This is a genomic window from Streptomyces sp. CNH189 (assembly GCF_000527195.1).
The window spans coordinates 122,387-148,210 of the sequence record NZ_AZUS01000015.1 but is presented as its reverse complement, the minus strand read 5'-3'; the positions used below and the strand labels follow the sequence as shown (position 1 = coordinate 148,210).

The following is a 25,824-nucleotide window of genomic DNA, read 5'->3' as shown; positions in this document are numbered from 1 at the left end:
CGGCGATCGGCAGCACGGCGGCGCACGGCTGCCACGGGCACTTCGCCGGGCCGCGCCGCCTCCAGGTGGCCCAGTCGGCTACGAATGCGGCTCCCTGTCCGCGGGGTGCGCGCGTCGGAACAGCGGGTCGCCCGGACGGTTCTCGCCAGGGACGAGCAGCCCGTCCTGGTACCGGGGGACCTCGGCCCGTGCGGAGGGTGCCGGCGGAGCGGGCCGCGTCGAACGGCGGCGGGCCCGCCGCCGTTCGACGCGGGTCGTCGCCCGTCAGCCGTGGTACTTGATGTAGCCGTTGCCGTCCTTGTCGTGCGCCTTCTTGGTGTAGGCGTGGATGTCGGCAGGCTTACCGCCCGGCTTGTAGAAGTAGATCGTGTCCTTGTCGTTGTTCCACATGAAGGTGCAGTTCTGGCGGTGGACGACGTTCTTGCCGTCGGAGTCGGCGCCCCGGCCGCCGCGCAGGTGGACGTAGTCACCCGGCTCGAGGATGTGGCTGGCCTTGAAGGTGAAGGTGTTGCCGGCGCGGTCCTTGACCTTGTAGCCCTTCAGGTTCACCTTCGACTTCTTCGAGTAGTTCTTGATCGTCAGGTACTCGTTCCTGGTGTTCCCGCCCGAGCACTTGTTGGAGTCCCGGCCGGGGGCGTCGTACTGCACGCCCTTGATCTTGAGGGCCGAGGAGTACTCGGCCGCCTGCGCCGGAACGGCCCCCGTGAAGCCGAGCGCGGCGACGGCCGCGGCGGTCGCGGCAATGGTCAGAGTGCGCCGGATGCGCATGAGGTTCCCCCCTCAGTGGTGCGAATGGAGCATCCGGAGCATATCTAAGGTGTTCATATGATGAAGTCGATGTGAAGAATGTGTGATTGTCGACTACCACGATCCCGCTTCAGGGGTTTCTGCGGGCGCGTGTGCGGCGCAGCGCCGACGATCTCGGTCCGGGTCCACGTCCGCCGCGCGACGGCAGGCCGTTCGGCCAGCTCAGGAGTGTATTTCGGCCGTTCCCGGTGCGGTGGGGCGCAAGGCGCCCTCCGTCCGCCGGGGCGGCCCTATTCTTCTACGCGTCTGTAGAAACAAACCGGCCCGGGGCCCCTGGGCCGCACACCCCTGGAGACGACACGCATGGCCTCGATCGACCTGGACAAGGTGCTGGACAAGGCGTGGGCGGACAAGAGCCTGCCGGAGATCCTCGCCGCTCCCGTCGGAGCACTGAAGGGGGTCTCCGACCGTGACGGCGAACTGCTCGACGAGGCGTTCGGCGTGAAGACCGTCGCGGACCTGGCGAACCTGAAGTACGTCCGCTGGGCCCAGGCCCTCGCGGCACTCGACGCGGCCAAGTAGCCGGCCGCGGACACCGGTCGGGTGCCGTCCGCCGGCGCGCGGGCGGACGGCACCCGACGTGCCAGACTTCTGCGGGCAGGCAGTCGGACGGGCGTCCGGCCCGTGCCGGGGGGAGGGCCATGTCGGCGGCGTTTGCGACCTTGGTGCTGGTGTCGTTCCTGGTGTTCGCGACGCTCTGGCTCACCTGCGCCGTTCTCGGCCTGTACGGCCTGGTTCTCGGGCGCGCGCCGGGGCGGTGGCTCCGCCGTCACGTCCGGCAGCCACGGCTGTGGGGAGCCGGCGTTCTGCTCGTAGCGGCAGGCAACTTCGCCCAGCCTTCGGTCACCGTCGTCGGAGTCGGCCTCATTGCCCTGGGGCATGTCGTGAGGCCGGCTCCGTGATGAGCTGAACGGCCCCTCTGCCTCTGAGCGAGCGGGGAGCCGGGCGTCAGAGCGGGAGGACGTCCGGCAGGATGCGGAACGCCTTGTGCCGTCCCAACGGGCGGACGGCCCGGGGTCGGCGTAGACGTTCGTGCGCTTCATGGACATGCACCAAGCCCAGGACATGTACCGGTGTGCCATACGGGAGCCGGCGCCCGCCGCCCGGCACGCGGCCGTCAGTCCTGGGACTACCCGGGGGGCTGGGTCCCCGGGCCCCCGCCCGTCGGGTAGATGGCGGGGCAGGCCGTGGTGGGCTGGGTCATCGTCCAGTCGTTGCCGCTCACCAGGACGGCGCCCGGCGCGAGGTGCTCGGCGGGGTCCGATTCGGCGCGGGGGACGGCCGTGGCGGCCGACGGGACCGCGTACACCACCGTGCAGGTCAGCTGCAGCATCGCCTGCCGGCTCAGCGGCGCCGTCTCGCCGGGGAGCCGCACGGTGACGGTGCCGTCGCCGGCGACCGACACCCGCGGGGCGTCCTCCAGGCGGGGCAGCTCCGTGACGGCCACGGTCGCCTCCTTCACGTTCGGCCCCTCGAAGAGCAGGCGTACGACGCCTTCGAGGTCGCCGGCGTCGGCGGCCAGGCGGGGGTACTCCGTCGGCTCACCGTCGGCGAGGAAGAAGAGGGAGACGGTGGCGGGTGCCTCCGTCGGCGCCGGGTTCGGGTCGGCCATGCCGCTCGCCGGCGCCCCCGCCTCGATGACGTCGGAGGCGGGCACCCCGCATCCCGTGACCGTCACCGCGGCCGCCACCAGCCCCGTCAGCAGTGCCGCCGTACGTCCGCCCCTTCGCCCGCCCTGTCGCCCGCCCCTCACGTCGTGCCTCCGTCGTCGCCGCGCAGCGGGAGCTCGACCGTGAAGACGGCGCCGCCGCCGGGCCGGTTCGCCGCCCGGATGCGTCCGCCGTGCAGGCGCACGTTCTCCGCCGTGATCGCGAGGCCGAGCCCGCTGCTCTCGCTCCTCGCCCGTGACGTGCTCGCCTTGTAGAACCGCTCGAAGATGTGCGGCATGGCCTCCTGGGCGATCCCCGGACCGTTGTCGCTCACCTCGAGGACCGCCCACCCCGCCTCCCCGGGCCCGCCCTTCCGCACGCCCAGCCTCACCCGGACCGGCGGCTCACCGTGCCGCAGGGCGTTGCCGACCAGGTTGGCCGTCACCACGTCGAGCCGGCGCGGATCGACCCGTGCGCGCAGCTCCCCCGGGCCGGGCAGCCACAGCTCCACCTCCTCCTGCCGCCAGCGGGAGGCGACCGTGCGCCGCACGGACTCGGCCAGGTCGATCTCGTCCCGGTTGAGCTCGGCGGCCCCCGCGTCGAAGCGCGATATCTCCATCAGGTCGTTCACCAGCACGCTCAGCCGGTTCGTGCCCTCCCCGATGAGCCGCAGCGCCTCACCCGTCTCCCCCTCCGCCTCCACGTCCAGCACGTCGGTGACCGCCGACATCGCCGCCAGCGGGGTGCGCAGTTCGTGGGAGACGTCCGCCACGAAGCGGCGGCCCCGCGCCTCCAGACGGCGCAGCTCGGCGACGGTGCGCTCCAGTTCGGCCGCCGTCTCGTTGAACGACCGGGAGAGGTCGGCCAGTTCGTCGGTGCCGGTGACGTCGAGCCGTACGTCGAGATGTCCCTCGGCCATCCGGCGCGTCGCCCGGCGCAGTGCCCGTACCGGCCGCAGCACCCCGCTCGCGGCGAGCAGCGCCAGCACCACGGCCAGGCACAGCGCCACCAAGGTGGCCCGCTCGATGCCGCTGACCATGGCCTCGACGTACCCCTCCTCGGCGGTCTGCGGGACCTCCAGGTACATCACCAGACCGGAGAGGCGGAACTCCTTGCCGTTCTCCGGGGCGTAGGTGACGGGCATGCCGACGAGGAGACGGGGGCTGCCGTCGACGTCCACCCGCTGGAACACCGCGGCCCGGCGCGTCGCGACGGACGTGAGCATCTCGTCGCTCGGCTCGGTGAAGCGTGGGGTCGGCGCGTAGGCCCGGTGGGTGCCGTAGGCGGCCATCACCCGCCAGCCCGCCGTACGGTTCGCGTAGAGCACCTGGTCCACCGCCTTCTGCAGGTCGGTGGCGTCGGGGGAGGGCGGGACGTACGGAGCGACGGCGTCGACGCTCGCACGGAACCGGTTGATGACGGAGTCCTGGCTCTGCTGCAGCACCCCGGTCCGTGCCTCGCGGAAGGCGAGGGCCCCGGTGCCGAGGGAGCTGAGCATGGCCACCAGGACGAAGGACGTGAGAAGCCGGGAGCGCAGGCCGCGCAGGGGAAGCGGGACGCGGGCGACGACGGCGCGCAGGGCGCCGCAGGGGCCGGTGCGTGACCCGCCCGCCGCGGGGACCGGGGGGCCGGTGCGTGACCCGCCCGCCGCCGGGGCCGGGGAGCCGGTGCTCCGGCGGTTCACGCGGCGCCGCTGCCGGTGCCGAAGCGGTAGCCGAAGCCGCGTACGGTCTGCACGTACCGCGGGGTCCCGCTCTCGCCCAGCTTGTTGCGCAGGCGCTTCACGCAGGCGTCCACGAGGCGTATGTCGCCGTGGTAGCTGTGCTCCCACACCGCTTCCAGCAGTTGCTGGCGGCTGAAGACCTGGCCGGGCGAGGCCGACAGGGTCAGCAGCAGCCGCAGCTCGGACGGGGCGAGGATGACGGGTTCGCCCCGGTGCGTCACCACCAGCCCGGCGCGGTCGACGACCAGGTCGCCGTGCGTCTCCGGGCGGGGGCGGGTGCCGTCCGGCGGTGACGCGTCCTGCCGGCGCAGGACGGCCCGTATGCGCGCGTCGAGGACCCGCGCCTGTACCGGCTTCACCACGTAGTCGTCCGCGCCGGTCTCCAGTCCCAGGACCACGTCGATGTCGTCGCCGCGCGCCGTCACCATGATGATCGGCACCTGGTCGCGCTCACGGATCCGTCGGCACACGTCCAGGCCGGAGATGCCGGGCAGCATGAGATCGAGGACGACGGCGTCCGGCCGGAAGGGGCCGAGCTGCGCCAGCCCCTCCTCGCCCGTCTCCACCCCGAGGACCTCGTGCCCCTGGTGCCGCAGGCCCAGCCGCACGGCCTGGCGGACGGTGGAGTCGTCTTCGACGATCAGAATCCGTGGCATTGCGGCAGTTTAAGCAGACCGGACGACCGGTTCGGTAGCGATGGATGACCGCTTTCCGACCGTTGTTGCACAACGATCACATGGGAGAGGGAACCCGGACGTCGTTGCCGTTCCGTGATGTCGCGGGCTCCTCGCGATCATCTGAGGTCCGCAGATTGACCCCATGCGTTCGGTACGAGAGAGGCACCCCGCACCCCCCGCCGGCACCCGCGCCGTTCGCCACGGCTCCCCGCGGCGGCGGTCCTCCCGTCGCCGGGGACGGCCGCGCCGCCGGGGACGCGCCCTGCTGCTCGGCCTGCTGGTGGTCGTCCTGCTGGGCACGGCGGGGTACCTGCGCGCGGGCGGCCGGGACGACACCGCCGGGCACGCGCCGCGGACCCCGGACGCGCGCGTCGCCCCCACACCCGCACCCACCCCTACGCGTACGGAGCCCTCCGCCGCCGCCTCGCCCTCCGCCACCCGGACCACGATCGACGTGCCGGCCGCGGGCAGCGGGACGTTCGTCACCGCCGAGGCCGGCGGGAGGACCGTGGGCGAGGGTTCCCGGCCGCTGCGGTACGTCGTGGAGGTCGAGTCCGGACTGGACGTCTCGCCGTCCCGGGCGGCGCAGGAGATCGCCGGGATCCTCGCCGCCCCACGCGGCTGGACCCACGACCCGGACAACGCGTTCCAGCTGGTGGGCGCGGGATCGCCGCACGACCTGCGGATACGGATCGCCACCCCGGCGACGGCGGACGCCCTGTGCTGGGAGGGCATCCACCAGGACACCGGGGGCGAGTACAACTGCGAGGTCCCCGACGGGGTGGTGGTGAACCTTCGGCGCTGGGTCGAAGGGTCCCCCACCTTCGACGGGCCGATCGAGGACTACCGGGCGCTGATCATCAACCACGAGATGGGCCACTTCCTCGGCCACACGCACATGACCTGCGGCGGCCCGGGGCAGCCGGCCCCCGTGATGATGCAGCAGATCAAGGGCCTGCAGGGCTGCGTCGCCAACGCCTGGCCCTACGACGAGAACGGCGACCTCGTCACCGGACCGGCCGCCTGACCGGCCCCGGCGCCGCCTGACCGGCGGGGTCAGGCCGTCGGGGCGAGTTCCGCCGCTCCGAAGGAGACGTCGAAGCGGTCGCACCAGATGCTGACGCTGGTCAAGGCGGACAGGTCCACGTCCTCGGGAAGGGCGTAGTTCTGGCTTCCCTTGTTGCCCTTCAGCGCTCCGAGGTCGACGTGCCGGCCGTCGTCGAAGACGTGCCAGCCGGCCCGTCCCTCCTTCACCGGCGCGTCGGTCAGCCACACGCGCAGGTCGGGGCCGTTGCTGGTGTCGAGCCCTTCCAACCGCACCACTCGACTGCCGTCGGCCAGCCGCACGAGGCTCACCGTGCCGGTGGTCGCGTGCTCATGACTGATCAGCTCACCGCTCGCCAGGGTCACCGGGCCGGACGGGGGCGCGGCGGGCGCTGTGCCGGACGGGGCTCCGCCCGGGGCGGTCGTCGCGGTCCCAGGCAGTGCCTCCCGCACCGTCTCGTCCTGCCACAGCTTCCATGGCTGGAACCAGTACAGCCCGAAGCCCGCCACGGCGGTCACCCCCACCAGCAGTACGGCCGCCCACGGCCTGAACAGCCCGTCACGCACGCGTCCCATGTCGCCCCACCTCCGCGCTCCTTCGGTTCCGTCAGTCAACAGGAGGGCCGGGCGCGCCGTGCCGCATGAGCCATGACGAAACCCTTACGGCTCCCGCCCGGGCCGGTCTGAGTATCCGAACGGATGTGCACCGGGCGGGGGATGGGAAAGGGTGGGCGCATGCGTCGACTTCTGCTGCTCGCACCGGTGTTGCTGGCCCTCGCCGGCTGCGGGGTGATCCAGTCCTCCGAGGACGAGGCCACCGACTCCGCGCGGGAGGTGGCGACGACGGCCGGCAAGCGGCTCTCCAGTCAACTCCCGCGCACGGCCGACGAGGTGGGCTACTCGGCGTCGAACCAGGACGGGGTGGAGGTGCTGCGGGTCGAGGGCGACTCCACGCACGACGGCGACGGTGTCGAGGTGATCGTCCGCACGTCCGGCTCGGCGTACAACGGCTGGTTCGACGTCGAGCAGGTGACCGTGCGGCGCTGTTTCTCCCTACGGGTGTCCCCGAGGGCGGAGTGGGGTGAGGAGGCCCGGGACGTCGACTGCCCCGAGGGCCCGCCCCTCAGCTTCCCCCCACCGCCCGAACCGCCCCAGGTGCCGTACGCGGCACTCGAGGCGAAGCTGCCGCGCGTCCCCGCGGGCGGCCGCGTGGACGAGGCCGAGGTGCGGCGGGTGCTCGCCGCACTGGACATGGATCCGGCGATCACCACGGAGGTGAGGACGGAGGACGGACGCGTCGGCATCCTCCTGTCCCCGCCGTCCTACCGCTACGAGCCGGTGGACTGCGTCCTGGCCGTCGTCGGCCCCGGCGGGACGAACGTCTGGATGCCCTCCCGCATCCAGCGCATGCCCGGCGAAGGCGGCTGCTCCGTCAACAACGCCCTCCACCCCCTGCCCCCGCCGCACTGACGCGGACACCCCTGCGGGCCGGCCCGGGAGGTGTCCGGGGCGGCCCGCAGGGGTGGTGGGGGCGAGGTCAGTGCTTGAAGGTGTCCTTCGTCTTTTCCTTGGCCTCGCGGGCGTCGCCCTTGCTCTTCGTGGCCTGGCCCTCGGCCGCCATGCGGTCGTTGCCGACGGCGCTGCCCAGGGCCTCCTGGGCCTTGCCCTGCGCCTGCTCGGTCTTCGCCTTGGCCTTCTCACCGGCACTCATGGAGCATGCCTCCTCATAGCGTTCGGGCGAACTCGTCGTGGCCCTCGGGTGCCCCCACCGCTCCTTCACAAACAAGGAAACAGTGAGGTGTGAGGGTGCGGACCGAGGGCAAACGGTGCGGCAGGAGGTCGATAACTATGGTTCCCCTGTTGCTGGTTCTGCTTCTCGCCCTGATCCTTTTCGGCGCGGGCTTCGCGGTGAAGATCCTCTGGTGGATCGCCATCGCCGTGCTCGTCGTCTGGCTGCTCGGCTTCGTCATGCGTTCCACCAACGCGGGCGGTGGTCGCGGCCGCTGGTACCGATGGTGACGCGCCACCGCGCGACACCGCACCACCCCCCGGGGGCCCGGTCACCACGGTGACCGGGCCCCCGGTCCGTGCGGCGGGGCGGCGGGGGCGGCGGCCATGACGCCTGCCGCCCCACCGCCCCCACCGCTCTGTCCGCGAACGTCCCCGGATGTGTCCGTGATCGGTAACGGCCGCATCCGGGGACGTCCGTCTGTCGTCTCGCCCAGTGGTTCCCAGGGGAGCCAGGGACACGGGCGACGAGCGACGGCAGGAAAGCGGGGCGGGCCATGGCGCGGCACGGCGGTGGACGGAGCTGGTACGGCAAGGTGGCCGGGGCGGCACTCGGTGTGACGATGCTGGCCGTCGGCGCCTCGGTGTACACCGCGCAGGCCGGCGTCGTGGGCGGCGCGACACCGCAGGCGTCCGCTCCCGCGAAGCCCGGCGGCGAGGCCCGGCGGGTCTCGGCGACGATCGTGCACGCCTCCGACGCGGGCCCGCGCGGCGTCAACATCACCATCGACGACGGCCCCGACCCCCGCTGGACGCCCGAGGTGCTCGACCTGCTGCGCGAGCACGAGGTGAAGGCCACCTTCTGCCTGACCGGCGTCCAGGCGCGGACCCACCCGGACCTGGTGAAGGAGATCGTCGCGGCCGGCCACCGGCTGTGCGACCACTCCGTCTCGCACGACACCGCCATGGACCGGAAGTCCGAGGCCTACCAGTCGAAGGAGATCCTCGACGCCGAACGCATGATCACCGAGGCGTCCGGAGGCGTACGGCCCCTCTACTACCGCGCGCCCGGCGGCGCGTTCACCCCGCACAGCCGCCAGGTGGCCGCCTCCCGGGGCATGCGCCCACTGGGCTGGAACGTCGACACCAAGGACTTCGAGCAGCCGGGCGCGGACGCCATCGTCGCCACCGTGCAGCAGGAGCTGTCCAACGGCCCGACCATCCTCTTCCACGACGCCGGCGGCGACCGTCAGCAGACCGTCGAGGCCCTGCGCCGCGTGCTGCCCTGGCTGAAGGAAGAGGGCTACTCCTTCGGCTTCCCGGTGCGCTGAGCGCCCGCAACAATCCCGTTTCAGGGCAGACCCGGCTGTTCAGGATGTTGCGTCGCCAGGCAGACTCTGGGCCGTACACCCGTCGACAAAGGATGGCTCCTTCATGATCACGCTGACCAAGGAAGACGGCCCCGCGGACCTGGACGGGGTCACGCACCTGTCCATCGGCGTCTCCTGGGACCCGACCGCCGGCAGCAGCGGCGGAGTGCTCGGCAAGCTGCGCCGCAAGACCGGTACGGACCTCGACCTGATCGCGGTCGCCATGTCGGGCGGCGACCCGGTGCGCCTCGCGGGCCTGGACTCGCTCGACCCGATGGGCAACGGCTCCCTCCTGCACAGCGGTGACAACCAGACCGGCCACGGGGACGGGGACGACGAGACGGTGACCGTCGAGTTCTCCCGGCTGCCCGGCGCCATCACCGCGGTCGTCTTCGTCGCCGCCGCCTACAAGAAGGGCAGCTCCTTCCAGAAGGCCCGCAACATCAGCTTCAAGGTCTACGACGCGACCGGCGGCAGCACCCAGCAGGTGGCCGACATCTGGCCGAGCATGCTCAGCCAGGACAACGGCTGCGCCGTGGCCAAGGCCCTGCGCGTGGGCAACAGCTGGAAGCTCCAGGTCATCAACGAGACCGGCAAGATCAAGCAGGGTGACGAGCACGCCCTGATGCGGTTCGCCGTCAGCAAGTAGCACACGGCACGAGCGGCACCAGCCGGCCACGGCACCGGGATCCGGCGCCGTGGCCGCCGTCGTACCGGGGCCTGGGCGCAGGCGTACGCGTCAGGGCGCGTGAGCGGGCGTCCGTGTCAGGGCCTGCCGAGCTCGGCGTAGACGCGGCCCTCGGTGTCGCGCACGGTGACGGAGGGCATCGAGGCGAACGGATCGTCGTCGTCGCGCGGGACGGCGTCGGTGACGGCGTACCAGACGCCCCACCCCGGACGGCCGGGCAGTTCCAGCAGATGGCCGCGGACCACGCCGCCGTCCGCCGTCCCGACCTCGACGACGGAGGCCGTGCCCTCGCCGCCGTAGTAGAGGCCGGACAGGTACTCCCGGCCGTCCCCTCCCGTGCTCTGCATCGACACCGCGGGCGTGCCCCGGTCGATGTTGCCGTCGACCACACTGCGGAACTGGGGAAGCTCGGGCATGTCCGGCGTCGTCCAGTGCTTCCCCTCCTCCGTCAGCCACAGCACGAACCCCGGCGCCGCCGTCACCCGCTCACCGGGGGCGACGACGCGGGGTGTCGGGGCGGGCGTCCGCTGCGAGGCGGTGGGCGTGGGCGTAGGGCTGGGCGAGGCGGACACCTCCGCGGCCGGGCGCGTGGTCCGGCCGGCGTCGTCGTCCGTGCCGTGCACGACGACGAACGCCAGCGGCACCAGCAGCAGACCGCAGCCCGCGCCCAGCACGGTGGTCCGCCGCCTGCGCCGGATCGTCCGGCCCCGGCGTTCCACGTCGGCCAGCGGCGCCCGGGACGGCGTGATGCCGTAGGCCGCCGCGGCCAGCGCCTCGCGCAGCCGGCCCGTCTCGGCGGGCCCGGCGTCCGGTTCTTCTTCGGTCGGCGAGTGGTTCATGAACGGGCTCCGGGAAGAGGGTGCGAGCGTTCGGCGACGGCGAACGCGGGATGGGAGCGCAGGGCTTCGAGACCGCGCCGGGCATGCGTCTTCACCGTGCCGGGCGAGCAGTTGAGCACCTCGGCGATGGCGGTCTCGGGCAGGTCCTCCCAGTAGCGCAGCACCAGCACCGTCCGCTGCCGGGTGGAGAGCGCGCCGAGTGCCTCGGTGATCGCGGCGCGGTGCTCCACGGACTCGGCGTGGCCGCGGTCCTCCTGGTGCACCCGCTCCGGCAGGAACGGCATCAGCAGATGCGTGACCCGCCGTCTGCGGGTGCGGCTGATGTTGTTGTTGACCAGTGCGCGCCGTACGTAGAAGTCGACGTCGTCGGCGGGGATGCGTCCCCACCGGGCGTACACCTTGGCCAGCGTGGTCTGCACGAGATCCTCGGCTTCGTGGAAGTCCCCCGTGAGCAGGAGGGCGGTCCGCACCAGACGGCCCCAGGCGGCACCCGCGTAGGCGGCGAAGTCGGGGTTCGCCGGGAAGGGTGCTGATGTCTCGTACTGCGGCACGGACCGGTTCCTCCGGGTCGGGTGTGGGGGCGGAGCGGAGGCGGGACCGGTCCGGGTGGGCCGGTCCCGCCCGTCAGGTCAGCGCGGCAGCGCCAGCGAGGCGTAGACCCGGCCCTTGGTGTCGCGGACCGTCACCTTGGAGGCGAAGGCCCAGGGCCCGTCGTCGGCCGGCACGGCGTCCGCGGTGGCGTACCAGACGCCCCAGCCGGGACGGCCGGCCAGCTCGATGAGCTTCCCGCGCACGGTACCGGCCACGGTCTCGATCTCGACGGTCGAGGCGGTGCCCTTGCCGCCGTAGTACAGACCGGAGAGGTACACGCGCTCCGCCGTGCCCTCGGACTGCATGGAGACACCCGGGCTGCTCGGGTCGATGTTGCCGTCGACCACACTGCGGAACTGCGGCTCGGGGTCGCCGGGGGTCGTCCAGTGCTTGCCCTCGGGCGTCAGCCACAGCTCGAAGCCGGGAACGGCGCTCACGTGCTCACCGGGGGCGACGATGCGCGGCGTCGGGGCGTGCTTCTTCGCGGTCACCGCGGGCGCCGCCTGGACTGCCCGCACCTGCGCCGTCCCCGCCCGGCCGGCCGTCTCGTGCGGCGCCGTGGCGGGCGCGGCGTACGACACCGTGGCCATGCCGGCCACCGCGGCCGTGACGGCCGCACCGGCCAGGTACTTCAGCGTCCGTGTCATGAACGGGCAACTCCTTGTGCAGCGCGGGCCCTTGCGGACCCGTCGGTCGGATGGACGGAGGGCGCCTCTCCACCCGTACAAACCCCGGCCCTCCGTCCGCCGGATGACACCCGCCGCGAAGTTTCTTCGCGGCGGGTGTGGACCGCGGCGGGCCGGGACCGGCCGTCCACCGGGTGCCCGCGCCGCCCGCCGGGCGTATCGTCCCGGTAGGGGCGCCGGGTGCGGCGGAAGGGCCCCGCGACCGCGGTCCCCCGGCTCCGGGCCACCCGGGCGTCCACGCTGTCGAGGCGCCGAGAGACGCAGGGGACGCCCGCCTCCCCCGCCGGACGGAGTCAGCCGTGGAGGTGCTGGAGCGCACCCTGGTGCAGGGCATGCGGGACACCGGGGCCAACGTCGCCGGCCTGTACCTGCTGGCCACCGAGGAACAGGCGCTGCGGCTGGCGGTGCTGAGCGGCGTCCCGTGGGACGTCGCCCTGCCGTGGGCCCAGGTCGGGCTCGGCCACCACTCCCCGGTCGCCGACGCGCTGCGCGAGGGCCGGCTGGTGTGGCTCGGCGGGCCGGAGGAGGTGGCGCGCCGGTATCCGCAGCTGGCCGTCGTGCTGCCGTACCCGTTCATGCTGGCCGCGTCCGCCGTCACGGCCGACGACACGGTGTGGGGCGGGCTCGTGCTCCAGTGGCCCGGCTCGCGCCCTCCGGAGCTGAGCGGCGCGGAACGCGACACGATCGACGCCCTGTGCCGGCGCCTCGGCGGACTGCTGAGCACCGCCGCCGACCGTGACAGCCCGGTGCTGCCCGACGGCGCCCCGCGGCTGACGCCCCCGCCGGACGTGCTCACCGGTGCGCCCCTGGAGCCCGCGGCCGCCTTCGCCGAACGCCTGCCCGGCGGGTGCTGCTCCCTCAACGCCGACGGCCGGATCGTCTTCGTCACCGACACCGCCGCCCGGCTCCTCGACGCCGAACCGTCCGAGCTGCTGGGCGTCCGGCCGTGGGAGGCGCTGCCGTGGCTGAACACCCCGGTCGCGCAGGACAACTACCGGGCCGCGGTGTTCAGCCGCCGTGCCACGTCGTTCACCGTGCTGCACCCGCCGGGCCGGTGGCTGTCCTTCCGGCTCTACCCGGACGGCACGGGCATCAGCGTGCGCATCGCGTCCGTCGCCTCGCCGGGCGTCCCGGACCCGGGTCAGTCCCCGGCCCCCGAGCCCGTCGCCGTCGGCCGGGCCACGGCGGTGTACCACCTGATGCACCTGGCGGCGACACTCTCCGAGGCGGTGGGCGTGGAGGACGTGGTCGACCGGGTCGCCGGCCTGGTGCTGCCCGCCACAGGGGCGCAGGCGCTGGCCCTGATGACGACCGAGGAGGGCCGGCTGCGGATCATCGGCCACCGTGGTTACACGGAGGACCTGATGGGCCAGTTCGACGGGATGCCGCTGACCGCGGACGCCCCCGCGGCGCAGTGCCTGGCCACCGGCACGCCCGGGTTCTTCTCCGCCTTCTCCGACCTGCGGCGCGCCCATCCCAGCACGGTCCGCATGGACCACATGGCCGCCTGGTGCTTCCTGCCGCTGCTCGCCTCCGGACGCCCCGTCGGCACCCTCGTCCTCGCCTACGACCAGCGGCGCGCCTTCGCCTCCGCCGAACGCGCGCTGTTCACCTCCCTCGCCGGTCTCGTCGCCCAGGCCCTGGACCGCGCCTGCCTCTACGACGCCAACCACCGCCTCGCCCACAGCCTGCAGGCCGGGCTGCTGCCGCACGCCCTGCCCCGGATGACCGGGCTCGAGGTCGCCGCCCGCTACCTCCCCGCGGGCCGCGGCACGGGTGTCGGCGGCGACCTGTACGACCTGATCCGCCTCGACGACACCAACGCCGCGGCCGCCATCGGCGACGTCCAGGGGCACAGCGTGCAGGCGGCCACGCTGATGGGGCAGGTGCGCACCGCGGTGCACGCCACGGCCGGGGCGCCGCCGGGGGAGGTGCTCGCCCGCGCCAACCGCCTGCTGACCGACCTCGACCCAGGCCTGTTCACCAGTTGCCTGTACGTGCACCTGGACCTGGCGCGCCACCAGGCACGGCTGGCCTGCGCCGGCCATCCGCCGCCGGTGCTGCGGCATCCCGACGGGCGCGCCGAGGTGGTCGACGTGCCGTCCAACCTGCTGCTCGGCATCGACGCCGACGCCGAGTACGAGTGCGCCGCCGTCGCCCTGCCGCCCGGGTCCGTGCTGGTCCTCTACACCGACGGCCTGGTCGAGGTCCCCGGCGTGGACCTCGGTGACGCGGTCCACGCACTCGCCGGCCGGCTGGCCCTCGCCGGCGACCTGGACGCCGAGGCCCTCGCCGACGTGCTGGTCCACGACGTACGGCACCGCGCGCACCGCAGTGACGACGTGGCGTTGCTCGTCCTCCGCGCCCGGTGACCGGGACACCGGCCGAGTTGCCGTGCGCGGGTGATGCGAGAAAGTGAGTAGGGGAGCCCCCGAAGGGAGTAAGCGGTGACGGACGGTCCCGTCGACGACGCCGCGGTGCTGGACGCGCTGTTCGCCGGCTCACCCCAGGGCTTGTTCCTGCTCGACGGCGACCGCAAGGTGACCCGCTACAACCCCTCCGGACGTGGGGTGCGCGCCCTGCCCGCCGAAGCCGTCCTCGGGCACTACGTGGAGGATTTCGCCCCCGACCTCGGGACGCACGAGATCGGCCACCTGATCGACGAGGTGCTCACCACCGGCGAGCCGCTGCGTGACCGCCTCGTCCGCGGGCGCTCGCCGTCCGAGCCGCACCGCACGCTCGCCGTGCAGGTGTCGCTGTTCCCGCTGCGGAACGGCCCCGGCCTGGTGGGCGTGGTGGAGGACGTGACCGAGCGGCAGGCCGCGGCGGACCGTCTCGACGTCCTCAGCACGGTGCACCGCACGGTCGGCGCCACGCTCGACGTGCAGGCCACGGCGGACGCCCTGATGACCGCGCTGGTACCCGCCTTCACCGACGCGGCCGCCGTCGACCTGGCGGACGACGACCCCGCCGGGGCCGCGCCGCCGTCCGGGCCCCTGCCGACGTCCGTCCCCCTGCGCCGGGTGGCCTTCGCCGCGCCCGACAGCGTGCGGCCGCTGAGGGAGACCGGTGACAGCCGCCCCTTCCCCTATCCGACGCCGTACACGCAGGCGCTCAACGACTCCCACGCGCGCCTGGTGCAGGTCACGCCGGACGACCCCTGGCTGAAGACGGACCCGGACGGCTTCGCCCCGCTGCTGGGGCGGACGGTCCACTCCATGATCGTCGCGCCGCTCACGGCGCGGGGCGGTGTGCTGGGGCTGCTGACGCTGTACCGCAGCCGGGTGGACGCCTTCGAGGAGGCCGACCTGGACGTGGCCCGGCAGGCCGCCGCCACCGCGGCCGCGCACCTGGACAACGCGCGCAGCTACCGCCGCGAGCACGCGGTGGCCTCCGCCCTCCAGCGCCGGCTGCAGCCGGGGGCCACCCCGCGTCTGTCGGCCGTGGAGACCGCGCACGTGTACCTGCCGGAGGGCGCGGGCGGGGCGTGGTTCGACGTCATCCCGCTCTCCGGGACCCGGGTGGCGCTGGTGGTCGGGGACGTCGCCGGTCACGGCATCGAGGCGGCGGCCACCATGGGCCAGCTCCGCGTCGCGCTGCGCACCCTGGCTCTGCAGGACCTGGAGACCGACGAGGTGCTGACCCACCTGGACGAGGTCGCGGGACAGCTCGCGGCCGCCGACTCCCGGGCCGGCAACGCGCACCCGTACCTGGCGACCTGCGCGGTCACCGTCTACGACCCGGTCTCCCGGCGGTGCACCATGATGCGAGCCGGGCACCCTGCCCCGATCCTCGTCGACCCGGACGGGGCACCGCTCGCCGTGGACGTCCCGCTCGGGCCGTCCCTGGGGGCGAAGGGCGGGGCGGCGTTCCAGCCCGCCGTGGTGCAGCTTCCGCCGGGCAGCTTGATCGCCCACTGCACCAACGGTCTCCTCGGTACCGAGGGCGACCGCGAAGGGGACGGTGAGGCGACCGCCGTGCACCACCTGGAACACGTGCTCGCGACGCCGTCCCGGCCCCTTCAGGAGCTGTGCGACACGGCCGTCTACCGCATGGCGCCCTCCCGGTACGACGACGCCGTGCTGCTGCTCGCGCGCACCGACTGCCTGCCGCCGCACCAGGTCGCGGACTGGACGCTGCCCGCGGACGCCTCCGTGGTCGGCACGGCACGCCGGCTGGTCGGCCAGCAGCTCACCGCGTGGCACCTCGACGAACGCGCCTTCACCACCGAGATCATCGTCAGCGAGCTCGTCACCAACGCCATCCTGCACGGCGAGGGGCCGGTCCGGCTGCGGCTCATCCACGACCAGGAGCGCCTGCTGGCGGAGGTGACCGACGCCAACAGCGCCGGCCCCCACCTGCGGCACGCGCGGGCGGGGGACGAGGGCGGGCGGGGCCTGTACATCGTGATGCGGCTCAGCGCCCACTGGGGTGTGCGGCACGGCCGCCAGGACAAGACCATCTGGTCCGAGCAGCGGCTCGGTGAGGATGCGGGGGACGTCCTGGACGCGATGGACGCCTTCGACACCGTCGGGGTGTGAGGGTTCCGCACCCCGGGCCGGTTCAGGCCGCCGGGCCCCGGCGCAGGCGGCGCGAGCACCAGCCGACGACGGCCGCGTTGACCAGCGCGCCCACGACGACCGCGAGGACGAAGGACGCGATGCCGCCTCCCGGCAGGGCCAGCAGGACGAGACTGGCCGGGGCGGTGGCGAGCACCGGTATGACGCCCGCGAAGGACGCGTCCTCGGTCTCCCCGGTGCTGACCGCGATCGCCCACACGGTGAGGCCCCCGCAGACCGCGAGGTACAGGAGGGCGAAGACGTCGCCGTAGAGGTGGCGCAGGCGGCCGAGGAGGGGGCGGTCGGGTCGTCCGGTCATGGTGGTGGGCTCCTCGGAGGCGCTGCCGGCGGTGCTGATACTGGTCATGTTCATGATTCTCAGTTCGGTACGGCTGGTACAGGACAGGTGCGGTGCGGGGGTCTCGGAGGCGTGCGGGACGCGCCGGGTCGGACGCGGGCGGGCCGGGCGGGGCCGGTCACACGGCGGAGCCCGGAGGGGTCGGGCGGGCGAGGCCGAGGTCGTAGGCGAGGATCGTCGCCTGCACCCGGTCCCGCAGCCCCAGCTTCCGCAGCAACGCGTTGACGTGGGACTTCACGGTGCCGACGGTGATGCCGAGCTGCTCGGCGATCTCCGCGTTGGTCAGTCCGGCGGCGATCAGGGTCAGGACGCCGTGCTCGCGGTCGGTCAGGCCGGACAGCTCAGGGATCCGCCCGGCCGCCCCTGGGGCGGCGCCCGCGGCCGCGTAGTGGCCGATGAGCCGGCGGGTCGCCGAGGGCGCGAGGACGCTCTCGCCCGCCGCCACCACCCGGATTCCGCGCAGCAGTTCGGCGGCGTACACGTCCTTGAGCAGGAAGCCGGAGGCGCCCGCCCGCAGGGCGTCGAAGACGTAGGCGTCGAGGTCGAAGGTGGTCAGCACCAGCACTCTGGGCGCGTCCGGGCGGCCGGTGATGACCCGGGTCGCGGCGATGCCGTCCAGTTCGGGCATCCGTACGTCCATCACGACGACGTCCGGCGCTAGTTGGTCCGCGAGCCGCACCGCGGCGGCCCCGTCGGCGGCCTCACCGACGACCGTCATGTCCTGCTCGGCGTCGATCACGGCGGCGAATCCCGCCCGCACGATGCCCTGGTCGTCGGCGACCAGCACCTTGAGGCTCATCGTTCCCTCTCCTTCCCGTCGCCCCGTGCAAGGGGCAGCAGGAGACGGACGGTGTCCGCCGGTCCGGTGGTCAAGGTGCCGTCGAGGGCCTCGACCCGCGCCGCGAGCCGCTCCCGTACGGCCGGGTGGGCGGCGGACGGAACCCCGGTGGCCGTGATCGTCAACGTACCGTCCACGGAGTCCACTTCGAGTGCCGTGGAATGCTTACCGCCGGTGGCGAGCACCGTCTCGGCTGCGTGGTAGGCGGCCAGGTCCACGGCGGCGGGCAGCCGCTCGGGCACCCGCCCGGTGAGGCGTATGTTCACCTCGCGGCCGGTGGCCCGGCACTGGCGGGCCAGCAGGTCCAGCGCCTGGAGCGTGGGCTGCGGGCGCAGCGCGGGCCGCCCCTCATCGTCGCGGACCGCGTCGAGCAGCGCGCGCATCGCGGCCAGCGCCTCCCGGGCACGCTCGGCCGTCGCGTCCAGCCTGCCCGCCTCCGCCTCCGCGACCATGTCGGCGGTGCGGGCCAGCACGGTGGTCTCCAGACCGCCGGCGATCCGGCGGCGCTCGGCCCACGCGTCGCGGACCGCCTCCCCGGTCAGCGCGCCGAGGCGGCCGTCCCGGGCGGTGCGGGCATCCTGGACGCGGCGTCCGCGGGCGGTACCGACGCGGTGGGCCGCGTACGTCACCGGGACCGTCCCGGCGAGGGCTGCGACGACGACCGCCCAGACGGGCAGCCCGGTTCCCCGCTCCAGCACGGCAGTGGTGACGGCGGCCGTGTGCACCGCGATCGCCCCCGCGAGGGGGTGCGGGAAGGTGGGAGGGCGGCCGCGGGACCGTAGTGACCGTTCGCGCAGTTCCCCGCGCCCCTGGGTTGGCTGTCCGACCGGCGCCCTGAAAGGGCGCGGGGAACTGTGCGACCAGCCCCCACCGGCCCGCACCGCACCGTCCGCGGCAAGCGCCACGCACGTGGCGACCGCGCCCAGCGCGGACGGCAGCAGGACCGGCCCGCCGTAGTCACCGGCCGCCGCCGCCACCGGCCACAGCAGGGCCAGCACCGCGAGGGCGCCGTACGCCGTGCGCGGGGTCCGCCGCAGCCACAGGAGTGTGACCGCCTGGGCCGCCGCGAGCAGCGCGAACAGCACGCCCGCCGACACGGACGACCCCGGTTCCATGTCCTCCGCCCGGATCGCCACCACCGGCAGCAACGGTTGCAGGACGAGTCCGGCCGCGGCCGTCACCTGCGCCACGCGGTAGCCGCGCGCGCCCGGCCGGTCGGCGGGCCCCGCGGTCCGGCCGGGCAGGACCGCCCGCACCTCCCAGCCGCCGTCCGCCGTCGGACCGGTGGTCAGGGTGCCGCCGGCCTCCCGGGCACGGGAGCGCAGGATCCCCTGGCCGCGTCCGCCGCCGAGGTCCGCGCCGTGCGCCGGGGTGCCGGACAGCGGGGCGCCGCTGGTGACCACGACGTCCGTGCGGTCGTCGCCGTACCGGCAGCGCACCCGCGTCGGCGCGCCGGGCGCGTACCGCGCCCCGTTGGTGAGCGCCTCGCGCACGATGCCGTACGCCGCGTCCGCGACGGCGCCCTCCGGCAGCGGGTCGATCTCGCAGTCGACCGGCTGGCCGATCCGCCGGAACCCGGCGACCAGGCCGAGCAGCCGTGCCTCGGGCGACGGCAGGCCGACGGCCGAGGGGGCGGGGGCCCGTACCCCGCCCAGCGCCCGAGTGACCTCCTGACCGGTCTCCACGGCGAACCGCAGTGCCTCGTCGGCGAGTTCGGGCCGGGTCTCGCGCAGGCCCAGGGCGGCACCGGCGGTGACCACCACGGCCGTCAGGTGATGGGCGCTGACGTCGTGCAACTCCCGCTCCATACGGCGCCGTTCGACGGCCGGGAGCCGGTGGCGTTCGGACTCGGCGCGGTGCAGCAGGTGTTCGTTCGCCTGGCGGGTACGACGGGAGCGGCGAGCGAACAGACCGGCCCCGCACGTCGTGGCGTACAGCAGGGCGGTGAGGACGAGGTCGAGTCCGTCGCGGTCGCTCAGCCGGTGCAGGGTGAGACCGTGCACCAGCTGCCAGACGGCGAGGGACGTGCCGCACAGCAGAGTGGTGAAGGTGTCGCGCCAGGTCGCCACCGTCCACAGGGCGAGCGCGACACCGGCGGTCCCGAGCACCGCCGTCGCCCCGGCGGGCAGCGGACCGGCGCCCAGCGCGCAGGCGGCGGTGACCACGACGAGCGCGGCCACCGGACGGCTGCGGCGCAGCGTGAGCACGCCGGTGACGGAACCGGCGACGAGGGCCGCCACCAGCAGGGCGGACGCGGACGGGACGTCGCCGCGCACCAGTGCCGCCCCGGGCCACACCAGGGCCTGGGCGCACAGCAGCAGGACCGGTACCAGCCGGTCGTCGTTGTGTTTCATGACGTGACCAGGCTAGGTCCGGGACCCCCGCCTCCCCCTCCGGCCGGAGGGGGATTCCGCTCTCTATCCCTGGGTGCAGAGGGGGCGGCCGGGCGCCGTTCCTGACGGGGTGCCGGGGATCGGCGCGGGCACCCCCGGGTCACTGCACGGCGTGCGCCACCGCAACGGCCGTGCTCCTCGGGGACGTACCCGCGGAACCCCTTCGCCAGGGCCCGGAAACCGGGCGCCTCGTAGAAGGTGTGGACGTACGCCTCGTCCGCGGCCAGCAACTGGACCTTGTAGCAGCCGGCCGCCTCACCCACGTCGACGGCGGCCTCCATCAGCCGGCGGCCGACACCACGCCGCTGGAAGGCGCCCGCCACCACCACGTTCTCCACGAACAGGACGGCCCGGCCGCCGCGCGTGAGGTTCGGCAACACCAGGCAGTCCGCCGTTCCGGCCACGGTCCCGTCGGCGTCGGCCACCAGGAGCGTCCGTCCCCGCTGCGTCGGCATGGCCTCCCAGACGGCATCCGCGGTGGCCTCGGGCAGAGGGGCGTCGTCCGGATTCAACTCGCCGTAGAGCGCCGGCAACGCCGGCAGGTCCGCCGCGACCGCCGGCCGCACAGTGATCATCACGGCCCGATGCCAGAACCCGCCCCACCGGCTCCGCACCGCCGGGCCGACCCGGGGGCACTTCCCTCGGGCCGGCCCGGCGGACCGCGGCAGGCGGTGGCGTCGGTCAGGCCGCTGTTTCCGGGGCCGGCTCCGCCGACGGGGCGGACGGCGCTGTCTCCGGGCGCGGCATCCGGCGGCGGCGGGTCGGCATGCCGAGGGTCGGGTGGGCCACACCCCACACCGCGCCCTTGCAGATCAGCTCCTTGTGGAACGCCGCGAGCCGTCCGGTCAGGGCGGCGTTCACCGCGCGGTCGTCGGCGGTGACGTACTGGATGAGTCCGTCCTTGCGCCCCAGCGAGACGCACTGGTTGAAGTAGCGCAGCGGCACGTGCGGCAGCTTCCCTCCGGTCAGCCGCGCGGCGATCGCGTCGGCGGCCTGCCACGCGGTGGGCTGGCCGGTCGCGCACGACATCCGCAGCGGCTTGTCGCCGGGACCTCGCACGAGGGCCGCGTCGCCGACGGCGTACACGTCCGGGTGCGAGACCGACCGCATGGTGTCGTCGACCACGATGCGGCCGTCGTCGCCGGCCTCCAGCGTGGTGGCCTTCACGATCGGGTGGACGGCGAACCCGGCGGTCCACACGGTGAGCGCGGACGGCAGGACCGTCCCGTCGGCGGTGACGACGCGGCCGTCCTCGACGGCCGTGACGTCGGCGTTCTCCCGCGCGGTGATGCCCAGCCGGCCGAAGACCTCCCGCACGTGCCTGGCGCCCTTGGGCGACAGCCAGTCCCCGAGGCCGGCCCGGGCGGCGAGGGTGACCTTCAGGTCCGGACGGGACTCGGCGAACTCGGTCGCGGCCTCCAGACCGGTGAGGCCTCCGCCGACCACGACCACGGGCGCGCCCGCGCCCAGGCCGGCGAGTCGCTCGCGCACCTTCAGCGCGCCGGCCCGGCCGGCGATCTCGTACGCGTGCTCGGCGGCACCGGGCACACCCTGGTCGTTCCAGCCGCTGCCGAGGGCGTACACGAGGGTGTCGTACGTCAGCTCCTCCGCGCCATCGGCATCAGCGACGGCGACGGTCTTGCGGTCGACGTCCACGGCGGTGACCTTGGCGACCTTCAATTCGACGCCGGGCCCGCCGAGCACATCGGCCAGCGGCCGGTGGGGGAGGTTCCGCCCGGTCGCCAGCTCGTGGTTGCGGATCCGCTCCACGAAGTCGGGCTCGGCGTTGACGAGGGTGAGGGAGACGTCGTCACGGTGCAGCCGCCTGGCCAGACGTCCGGCCGCGAAGGTTCCGGCGTATCCGGCTCCGAGGACGATGATGCGGTGCTGCATGGCAGGCTCCTGTCGTCGACTGGTTCGCCCCTTGAACCGGGCAGCCCGCCGATTCCTGACAGAAAAGTGCGAACTGCGCCATATGAGACATGTGCGCCTCAGTAGACGTCCCGCAGCAACGGCTCCCCGTGGTCGACGGTGGCCCACCGCTTCGTCACGCGCTCCAGCTTGTCGGGGTTGGCCTGGCTGCGCACGGCGACGATGCCGTCCTCGGTGGCCTCCAGGCACATCACGCCGATCACCCGGCCGTCGAGTACCGCCACGACCGCCGGTTCGCCGTTCGCGGTCGCCGCGTACATCGCGGGCGACCCGCCCACCAACTCACGCTTGGCCCTGCCCGGGGTGAACATGCCGCGCAGGAAGGTGGCCACCGCCTTGGCGCCGGCGAAACCCTTGGCGCGGGCCGGGACCTTCCCGCCACCGTCGCCGACCGCGACGACGTCCTGCGTGAGCAGCGCGACCAGTGGCTCGGTCCGCCCGCTGGTGGCGGCCGCGATGAACTCGTCGACGATCCGCCGCGCGGCCGTCCCGTCGATCTCCCGGCGAGCCCTGCCCGCGGCCACATGCTTCCTGGCCCGGTGCAGGATCTGCTGGCTGGCGGCCTCGCTGACGTCGAGGATCTCGGCGATCTCCTTGTGCGGGTAGCCGAACGCCTCCCGCAGCACGTACACCGCCCGCTCGTCCGGTGAGAGCCGCTCCAGGAGCACGAGCATCGCGTACGACACCGACTCCCGCTGTTCGGCGGTGTCGGCCGGCCCGAGCATGGGGTCACCGGCGAGCAGCGGCTCCGGAAGCCACTGCCCCACGTACGTCTCGCGTCGGGCGCGGGCCGAGGTCAGCTGGTTGAGGCAGAGGTTGGTGAGCACCTTCGTCAGCCATGCCTCGGGCACCTCGATCCGATCGGGATCGGCGTCCTGCCAGCGCAGATACGTCTCCTGCACCAAGTCCTCCGCCTCGCTCGCGGAGCCGAGCAGCCGGTAGGCGATGGCCTCCAGCCGCGGCTTGGCAGCCAGGAAACGGTTCACGTCGCTCGTACGCCGGGCCATGCCGCCGATCCTAGGCGCGCTCCGCCCTCCCGTCCGCCGGACACGCCTCCGGGGACGGGGAAGTGTCCGGCCAGGCCGGGGGCCCGTCCGGCCAGGTCCCGGGGACCGTCCGGCCAGGTCCCGGGGACCGTCCGGCTAGGACCGGGGGGCGGTCCGCTCGGCGAGGGTGTGGGCGACGAGGGCGTTGGCGTGGCCGTGTCCCAGCCCGTGCTCGGTCTTGAGCCAGGCGACGAGCTCCATGTGGCGGGTCAGCGGCGACGAGCGGATGAGGTCCTTCCACTCGTCGACGGGCCGGCCGTACTTCTTCTCGATCGAGGGGAAATAGCTGGCGGGGCCCTTCACCTGTGCGCTCATGACGACCGGTCCTTCCATCGCGTGCGGCCACTGTCAGGAGGGTTGACCGGGGGAAGGACCGGAAGTCAGCGACGGTCGGATGTGACCTGCGTCACGGTCAGGGCGTGAGGCCGATCCTCGCGCAGTCGTCCTCGTAGTCCGGGGCGCAGATCTCCCGGACGGTGTAGACGCCGTCCGCGATCACCGTGTCCTCGATGTTCTCCGGGGTGAGGGCGACCACCGGGACCAGCATCGCCGGGATGTCCTTCTGCGAGCCGCTGTCGATCACGTCCCGGGCCAGGGCGTCGAACTGGATCGCCCGCTCCTGCACCTTGGCCACCGCCATGTCGGCCGCCCCGGTCGCCTCCAGCAGGAAGGACTTGTACACGCTCATGTACTGCGTGCCGTCGACGATCCGCCGCACCGCCGCGAGGTCTGCGTCCTGCCCGGTCACCGGTGGCAGCTCGGTGACGCCCGCGTCCTGGAGCTCCTGGATGACCGCACCGGCCATGCCGTCGTTCGCCGAGTAGACGGCGGCGACGTTGCCGGCGCCGACCTTCTTGATCGCCTTGCGCATGTTGGCCGCCGCGACCTCGGGCAGCCACTTCTTCGTGTCGAACGACGCGGCGATGTCCACGTTGCCGTCCAGCTCACCCATCGCGCCCTTCTTGAACAGCTTCGTGTTCGGGTCGGCGGGCTCGCCGTGCATCATGACGACCTTGCTGGTCTCGGCCTTCTCGCCGAGCGCGTTGACCAGGGCGCGGCCCTGCACCTGGCCGACGAGTTCGTTGTCGTGCGAGACGTAGGCGTCGATCGGGCCCTCGGCCAGCCGGTCGTAGGCGATGACGGGTATGCCCGCCTCCTTGGCCCGGCGCACGTCGGGCGCGACGGCCCGCGCGTCGACCGCGTCCACGAGGATCACGTCGACCTGGTCGGTGACCATCCGCCGGAACTGCTCGCTCTGCTTCTCCTTGCTGCCCCCGGCGTTGGCGTAGACGACCTTGCCCTGCCGGTCGGTCTCGGAGGCGATCCGCTCCTTGATGAGCGGGTAGTCGAACTTCTCGAAGCGCGCCGTGTCCCGGTCGGGCAGCAGCAGGCCCACGGTGATGTCGTAGTCCTTGGCGCGCGCGTCCGCGCCGTCGTCGCCGCTCGCGCCGAGGACGCCGCAAGCGGTGAGGGAGAGGGCCGACAGCGACGCGGTCAGCGCGAGGGCGCGACGGCGTGCGGCGGCCGGGGCGGTGGTACGGGTCTTCAACGTGGGGGCGCCTTCCGGGCGGACATGCGGCATGGGGGTGCGGCTGGACGGCCGACGCGGCACTCCGTACGGCGTCGGGGCCGGCGTCCGGCCGGGCCCAGGACGTCGCTTCGCAGTGTGTCCGTTGTGCGGTGGTGCGGCACGCGTGCTCACGACCTTCTCCCCAGGCGCGCCGCGAATGTGCGCAGGAGCGGCACACCGGCTGCACACAGCGGGCCGTGGGCGTGGCTAGCGTGGCTGTTCCCCTGCCCGGACCGGGCCGCCCGTCCCCGCACGGTCGCCCGGTACGACACCTCAGGAAGTCAGCGGATGGACTACTGCTCCACGTGTCGCCGGCACCTCAACGGCGCCCTGGTCTGCCCGGGTTGCGGCGCCTACGCCCCCGACATCGCGCCCGGCGTGGTGGGCGGTCACCCCGTGCCGGGACCGGCGGCGACGACGCCCGGCACGGCCCCCCGCGCCGGTGACGAACCGCAGGCGGACGCGGGGTGGTTCACCGCTCCGGAACGCTCCACCGGCCCCGTCCCCGTGGCCGCTCCCGCACGCTCCACCGGCCCCGTCCCCCTGGCCGCTCCCGCACGCTCCGCCGCCGAACGGCCGGCCGCTCCCCCACGGTCCGCCGACGCCGGGCGGCAGACCGGGACAGGCCCCGCGGACGGCGCACCGCTCACCGCCCCCTCGGGGTCCGGTACCGGACGGGCGGCGCGGCGGCGGCAGTTGGCCCGGTGGCGAAAGACCCAGCGGCGCGCCCTGGTCGCCACGGCCGTGGCCCTCGTCGGCGGCGGCATCACCCTCGCCTCGACCGACCGGGACGGCGGCGAGCGCGCCCAGGCCGCCACCGCGCCCGACCTGCGCGGCATGGGCGGCATCACGGGCACCGCGGACGACACCCCCACCGCCCCGGCCGCCTCCCCGGACCGTACGACCGCTCCCCCGGCGGCCGACGACCGCCGCGGCCCGGCCCGTGCCTCCGCACCGGCCACCACCGCACCGCCGTCGCGCACCCACACCGACGGCACCGCCACCACCGAAGTCCCCACCGGGTCCCGGTCCGAGGCACCGGGGTCCGTCTCCCGCTCGGGCTCCCGCTCGGAGACGAGCCAGGGCACCGGCGGCGGAGCGACGTCCGGCACGGGCGGTTCCGGCACGACCACCCGCCCCACCTCACCCCCGCCGTCCGCCGACGACGGCGGGACCGGGAGCGGGAGCGGGACCGGCGACGCGGACGACGGTGGCAACGGTAACGGCGCCACGCAGCCCGCGCCCGGCACGCCCCCGCCGTCCGCCGAGCCGGAGGACCCCCGGCTCTGCCTGCTGCTGCTCTGCATCGGCTGACCGCGCGCCCGG

General features: G+C 73.9%; 27 protein-coding genes. 10 read left to right on the top strand and 17 right to left on the bottom strand.

The features are described 5' to 3' along the window. Positions 1-264 precede the first annotated feature (264 nt). A complete protein-coding gene (locus tag B100_RS0121060) occupies positions 265-768 on the bottom strand; it encodes a lamin tail domain-containing protein (protein ID WP_024886397.1) in 504 nt (167 codons plus the stop codon). Between the two features lie 342 nt (positions 769-1,110). Between B100_RS0121060 and B100_RS0121055 the strand changes: the two genes are divergently transcribed. Next, complete coding sequence (locus tag B100_RS0121055) at positions 1,111-1,329, top strand: hypothetical protein (RefSeq protein ID WP_024886396.1); 219 nt, start codon at positions 1,111-1,113, stop codon at positions 1,327-1,329. Positions 1,330-1,448: 119 nt separating this feature from the next. Further along, the gene (locus B100_RS0121050; protein WP_024886395.1) at positions 1,449-1,709 is read left to right on the top strand and encodes a hypothetical protein; all 261 of its coding nucleotides are present in this window, start codon (positions 1,449-1,451) and stop codon (positions 1,707-1,709) included. 227 nt (positions 1,710-1,936) lie between these two features. Here B100_RS0121050 and B100_RS0121045 read toward each other — a convergent pair whose 3' ends face one another. From B100_RS0121045 to B100_RS0121035, 3 genes are all read right to left on the bottom strand, one after another. Further along, positions 1,937-2,560, bottom strand: a complete 624-nt coding sequence (locus B100_RS0121045; RefSeq protein WP_024886394.1) for a hypothetical protein — start codon at positions 2,558-2,560, stop codon at positions 1,937-1,939. Then, complete coding sequence (locus B100_RS0121040) at positions 2,557-3,954, bottom strand: sensor histidine kinase (protein ID WP_486585672.1); 1,398 nt, start codon at positions 3,952-3,954, stop codon at positions 2,557-2,559. Before B100_RS0121040 ends, B100_RS0121045 begins: the two co-directional genes overlap by 4 nt. A 182-nt stretch (positions 3,955-4,136) precedes the next feature. Further along, the gene (locus tag B100_RS0121035) at positions 4,137-4,835 is read right to left on the bottom strand and encodes a response regulator transcription factor (protein ID WP_024886392.1); all 699 of its coding nucleotides are present in this window, start codon (positions 4,833-4,835) and stop codon (positions 4,137-4,139) included. Positions 4,836-4,998: 163 nt separating this feature from the next. On the opposite strand from B100_RS0121035, the gene B100_RS0121030 reads away from it, so the two are divergent. After that, on the top strand, positions 4,999-5,883 hold the full coding sequence (locus B100_RS0121030; RefSeq protein ID WP_078541058.1) for a DUF3152 domain-containing protein: 885 nt from the start codon (positions 4,999-5,001) through the stop codon (positions 5,881-5,883). A 29-nt stretch (positions 5,884-5,912) separates the two neighbouring features. Here the strand turns inward: B100_RS0121030 and B100_RS0121025 are convergent, their stop codons facing one another. Continuing rightward, positions 5,913-6,476 (bottom strand): DM13 domain-containing protein, encoded by a 564-nt coding sequence (locus tag B100_RS0121025; protein WP_024886390.1) that lies wholly within the window; start codon positions 6,474-6,476, stop codon positions 5,913-5,915. Between the two features lie 159 nt (positions 6,477-6,635). On the opposite strand from B100_RS0121025, the gene B100_RS0121020 reads away from it, so the two are divergent. After that, positions 6,636-7,370, top strand: a complete 735-nt coding sequence (locus B100_RS0121020; protein WP_024886389.1) for a hypothetical protein — start codon at positions 6,636-6,638, stop codon at positions 7,368-7,370. A 67-nt stretch (positions 7,371-7,437) separates the two neighbouring features. On the opposite strand, the gene B100_RS35715 is transcribed toward B100_RS0121020, so the two are convergent. After that, positions 7,438-7,611, bottom strand: coding sequence for a CsbD family protein (locus B100_RS35715; RefSeq protein ID WP_078541056.1), 174 nt, complete (start codon positions 7,609-7,611; stop codon positions 7,438-7,440). A gap of 137 nt (positions 7,612-7,748) precedes the next feature. Between B100_RS35715 and B100_RS0121010 the strand changes: the two genes are divergently transcribed. The 3 genes from B100_RS0121010 (at position 7,749) to B100_RS0121000 (ending at position 9,647) form a co-directional block, all read left to right on the top strand. Next, the gene (locus B100_RS0121010) at positions 7,749-7,919 is read left to right on the top strand and encodes a hypothetical protein (protein ID WP_006134603.1); all 171 of its coding nucleotides are present in this window, start codon (positions 7,749-7,751) and stop codon (positions 7,917-7,919) included. Positions 7,920-8,185: 266 nt separating this feature from the next. Beyond that, the gene (locus tag B100_RS0121005; protein WP_024886388.1) at positions 8,186-8,959 is read left to right on the top strand and encodes a polysaccharide deacetylase family protein; all 774 of its coding nucleotides are present in this window, start codon (positions 8,186-8,188) and stop codon (positions 8,957-8,959) included. Positions 8,960-9,062: 103 nt separating this feature from the next. Further along, a complete protein-coding gene (locus B100_RS0121000; protein WP_024886387.1) occupies positions 9,063-9,647 on the top strand; it encodes a TerD family protein in 585 nt (194 codons plus the stop codon). Between the two features lie 116 nt (positions 9,648-9,763). On the opposite strand, the gene B100_RS0120995 is transcribed toward B100_RS0121000, so the two are convergent. The 3 genes from B100_RS0120995 to B100_RS0120985 all read right to left on the bottom strand — a co-directional run bounded on the left by B100_RS0120995 (position 9,764) and on the right by B100_RS0120985 (position 11,763). Beyond that, the gene (locus B100_RS0120995; RefSeq protein ID WP_024886386.1) at positions 9,764-10,525 is read right to left on the bottom strand and encodes a hypothetical protein; all 762 of its coding nucleotides are present in this window, start codon (positions 10,523-10,525) and stop codon (positions 9,764-9,766) included. Then, positions 10,522-11,076 (bottom strand): SigE family RNA polymerase sigma factor, encoded by a 555-nt coding sequence (locus B100_RS0120990; RefSeq protein ID WP_024886385.1) that lies wholly within the window; start codon positions 11,074-11,076, stop codon positions 10,522-10,524. The genes B100_RS0120995 and B100_RS0120990 overlap by 4 nt, the downstream gene beginning before the upstream one ends. Positions 11,077-11,154: 78 nt before the next feature. Then, complete coding sequence (locus tag B100_RS0120985) at positions 11,155-11,763, bottom strand: hypothetical protein (protein WP_024886384.1); 609 nt, start codon at positions 11,761-11,763, stop codon at positions 11,155-11,157. Positions 11,764-12,134: 371 nt separating this feature from the next. On the opposite strand from B100_RS0120985, the gene B100_RS0120980 reads away from it, so the two are divergent. Beyond that, positions 12,135-14,174, top strand: coding sequence for a SpoIIE family protein phosphatase (locus tag B100_RS0120980; protein ID WP_037723197.1), 2,040 nt, complete (start codon positions 12,135-12,137; stop codon positions 14,172-14,174). Between the two features lie 75 nt (positions 14,175-14,249). Beyond that, a complete protein-coding gene (locus tag B100_RS0120975; protein WP_024886382.1) occupies positions 14,250-16,343 on the top strand; it encodes a SpoIIE family protein phosphatase in 2,094 nt (697 codons plus the stop codon). A gap of 22 nt (positions 16,344-16,365) precedes the next feature. On the opposite strand, the gene B100_RS0120970 is transcribed toward B100_RS0120975, so the two are convergent. From B100_RS0120970 to B100_RS0120935, 8 genes are all read right to left on the bottom strand, one after another. Continuing rightward, a complete protein-coding gene (locus tag B100_RS0120970; RefSeq protein WP_486585668.1) occupies positions 16,366-16,728 on the bottom strand; it encodes an SCO4225 family membrane protein in 363 nt (120 codons plus the stop codon). 109 nt (positions 16,729-16,837) lie between these two features. After that, positions 16,838-17,518, bottom strand: coding sequence for a response regulator transcription factor (locus B100_RS0120965; RefSeq protein ID WP_024886380.1), 681 nt, complete (start codon positions 17,516-17,518; stop codon positions 16,838-16,840). After that, the gene (locus B100_RS0120960; protein WP_024886379.1) at positions 17,515-19,911 is read right to left on the bottom strand and encodes a histidine kinase; all 2,397 of its coding nucleotides are present in this window, start codon (positions 19,909-19,911) and stop codon (positions 17,515-17,517) included. The genes B100_RS0120965 and B100_RS0120960 overlap by 4 nt, the downstream gene beginning before the upstream one ends. Then, positions 19,908-20,525, bottom strand: a complete 618-nt coding sequence (locus B100_RS34060; RefSeq protein ID WP_486585667.1) for a GNAT family N-acetyltransferase — start codon at positions 20,523-20,525, stop codon at positions 19,908-19,910. Before B100_RS34060 ends, B100_RS0120960 begins: the two co-directional genes overlap by 4 nt. A 106-nt stretch (positions 20,526-20,631) precedes the next feature. Next, the gene (locus B100_RS0120950) at positions 20,632-21,843 is read right to left on the bottom strand and encodes an FAD-dependent oxidoreductase (RefSeq protein ID WP_024886377.1); all 1,212 of its coding nucleotides are present in this window, start codon (positions 21,841-21,843) and stop codon (positions 20,632-20,634) included. A 98-nt stretch (positions 21,844-21,941) separates the two neighbouring features. Further along, positions 21,942-22,889 (bottom strand): RNA polymerase sigma-70 factor, encoded by a 948-nt coding sequence (locus tag B100_RS0120945; RefSeq protein WP_024886376.1) that lies wholly within the window; start codon positions 22,887-22,889, stop codon positions 21,942-21,944. A 135-nt stretch (positions 22,890-23,024) separates the two neighbouring features. Continuing rightward, a complete protein-coding gene (locus B100_RS0120940) occupies positions 23,025-23,243 on the bottom strand; it encodes a DUF4287 domain-containing protein (protein WP_024886375.1) in 219 nt (72 codons plus the stop codon). A gap of 97 nt (positions 23,244-23,340) precedes the next feature. Then, the gene (locus B100_RS0120935; protein WP_024886374.1) at positions 23,341-24,477 is read right to left on the bottom strand and encodes a substrate-binding domain-containing protein; all 1,137 of its coding nucleotides are present in this window, start codon (positions 24,475-24,477) and stop codon (positions 23,341-23,343) included. 309 nt (positions 24,478-24,786) lie between these two features. Between B100_RS0120935 and B100_RS0120930 the strand changes: the two genes are divergently transcribed. Next, on the top strand, positions 24,787-25,812 hold the full coding sequence (locus B100_RS0120930) for an SCO2400 family protein (RefSeq protein WP_024886373.1): 1,026 nt from the start codon (positions 24,787-24,789) through the stop codon (positions 25,810-25,812). The last annotated feature ends 12 nt before the right edge of the window (positions 25,813-25,824 follow it).

Coding starts and splice junctions, on each gene's coding strand:
- B100_RS0121030 (WP_078541058.1), top strand. CDS start 4,999: ATGCGTTCGGTACGAGAGAGGCACCCCGCACCCCCCGCCGGCACCCGC.
- B100_RS35715 (WP_078541056.1), bottom strand. CDS start 7,611: ATGAGTGCCGGTGAGAAGGCCAAGGCGAAGACCGAGCAGGCGCAGGGC.
- B100_RS0121050 (WP_024886395.1), top strand. CDS start 1,449: ATGTCGGCGGCGTTTGCGACCTTGGTGCTGGTGTCGTTCCTGGTGTTC.
- B100_RS0121060 (WP_024886397.1), bottom strand. CDS start 768: ATGCGCATCCGGCGCACTCTGACCATTGCCGCGACCGCCGCGGCCGTC.
- B100_RS0121005 (WP_024886388.1), top strand. CDS start 8,186: ATGGCGCGGCACGGCGGTGGACGGAGCTGGTACGGCAAGGTGGCCGGG.
- B100_RS0120970 (WP_486585668.1), bottom strand. CDS start 16,728: ATGACCAGTATCAGCACCGCCGGCAGCGCCTCCGAGGAGCCCACCACC.
- B100_RS0120985 (WP_024886384.1), bottom strand. CDS start 11,763: ATGACACGGACGCTGAAGTACCTGGCCGGTGCGGCCGTCACGGCCGCG.
- B100_RS0121020 (WP_024886389.1), top strand. CDS start 6,636: ATGCGTCGACTTCTGCTGCTCGCACCGGTGTTGCTGGCCCTCGCCGGC.
- B100_RS34060 (WP_486585667.1), bottom strand. CDS start 20,525: ATGATCACTGTGCGGCCGGCGGTCGCGGCGGACCTGCCGGCGTTGCCG.
- B100_RS0120980 (WP_037723197.1), top strand. CDS start 12,135: ATGCGGGACACCGGGGCCAACGTCGCCGGCCTGTACCTGCTGGCCACC.
- B100_RS0120995 (WP_024886386.1), bottom strand. CDS start 10,525: ATGAACCACTCGCCGACCGAAGAAGAACCGGACGCCGGGCCCGCCGAG.
- B100_RS0120950 (WP_024886377.1), bottom strand. CDS start 21,843: ATGCAGCACCGCATCATCGTCCTCGGAGCCGGATACGCCGGAACCTTC.
- B100_RS0120960 (WP_024886379.1), bottom strand. CDS start 19,911: ATGAAACACAACGACGACCGGCTGGTACCGGTCCTGCTGCTGTGCGCC.
- B100_RS0121055 (WP_024886396.1), top strand. CDS start 1,111: ATGGCCTCGATCGACCTGGACAAGGTGCTGGACAAGGCGTGGGCGGAC.
- B100_RS0121010 (WP_006134603.1), top strand. CDS start 7,749: ATGGTTCCCCTGTTGCTGGTTCTGCTTCTCGCCCTGATCCTTTTCGGC.
- B100_RS0120940 (WP_024886375.1), bottom strand. CDS start 23,243: ATGAGCGCACAGGTGAAGGGCCCCGCCAGCTATTTCCCCTCGATCGAG.
- B100_RS0121035 (WP_024886392.1), bottom strand. CDS start 4,835: ATGCCACGGATTCTGATCGTCGAAGACGACTCCACCGTCCGCCAGGCC.
- B100_RS0121025 (WP_024886390.1), bottom strand. CDS start 6,476: ATGGGACGCGTGCGTGACGGGCTGTTCAGGCCGTGGGCGGCCGTACTG.
- B100_RS0120945 (WP_024886376.1), bottom strand. CDS start 22,889: ATGGCCCGGCGTACGAGCGACGTGAACCGTTTCCTGGCTGCCAAGCCG.
- B100_RS0120930 (WP_024886373.1), top strand. CDS start 24,787: ATGGACTACTGCTCCACGTGTCGCCGGCACCTCAACGGCGCCCTGGTC.
- B100_RS0120965 (WP_024886380.1), bottom strand. CDS start 17,518: ATGAGCCTCAAGGTGCTGGTCGCCGACGACCAGGGCATCGTGCGGGCG.
- B100_RS0121040 (WP_486585672.1), bottom strand. CDS start 3,954: ATGCTCAGCTCCCTCGGCACCGGGGCCCTCGCCTTCCGCGAGGCACGG.
- B100_RS0121000 (WP_024886387.1), top strand. CDS start 9,063: ATGATCACGCTGACCAAGGAAGACGGCCCCGCGGACCTGGACGGGGTC.